This window comes from Staphylococcus sp. HMSC14C01 (genome assembly GCF_001808085.1).
Lineage (GTDB): Bacteria > Bacillota > Bacilli > Staphylococcales > Staphylococcaceae > Staphylococcus > Staphylococcus hominis.
Genome location: NZ_KV792035.1, coordinates 1 through 778, shown reverse-complemented (window position 1 = coordinate 778; position 778 = coordinate 1). Strand labels below are relative to the sequence as shown.

Sequence of the window (778 nt, the reverse complement as noted above, 5' to 3'; positions counted from 1 at the left end):
AGTAAGATTTTGATACACATGATAAGATAAAAAGAATTGAGAATTTGTCGCTATTTGTAAATGATAACCTGGCTTGAGTTGTCCATTTTTCATATGATCTTCTTTCCATTCTCATAAATGTGGCCTCATGATCTGTTTTAGAATAACTATTTCTATTGCTTTAAAATAAATTTTTAGCCTTCGTATTTATGCTTTCGCTCAGAGTAATTATTAATTTGCTTTTTATATTTTTTAATTTTAGTTCTTTTGAGCCGTATTTGTTTTCTTATTTTAGTACATTTTTCATTATCGATATGTTGATTTAAATCTTCGATTTCTTTATCGAAATGACTACCAATCAAATCTATTTCTTTTTTTGTTAAGTCATTATCGCGATCTTCTTTAATCTCAGGTATGATTTTATTTGTCACCCATTCATGATAGAGCACTTTAGAATCTTCATTCTTCCTTGACTCATGGTTTTGAATACTCTTTTTTCATACAAATGTATATCGATTGGCATTCGCCTCAACTTTCGTACCATCAATAAAAATGGCCTGATCATCTATAAGATGTTGTTTCAAACACTGACTATGAAATTGAATAAATAATGATTCTAATAAAGCATCTACTTTTGGATTGACTCTAAATCGATTAATCGTTTTATAAGAAAGCTTTTGATTTTGTGATAGCCACAGGTATGATGTTGCACCACGATGATGTCTGAATTCATTGAATTCAGTCTTAGGAATGGTTTCTACAATATTATTGACATGTCGTGAAATATCATTTGTGGGGA

Annotated in this window: 1 pseudogene; it reads right to left on the bottom strand. The window is 29.4% G+C overall.

Annotated elements, in window-relative coordinates:
• Window positions 1-778 (bottom strand): annotated as a pseudogene (locus HMPREF3131_RS11005) (IS5/IS1182 family transposase); the annotation flags it as partial.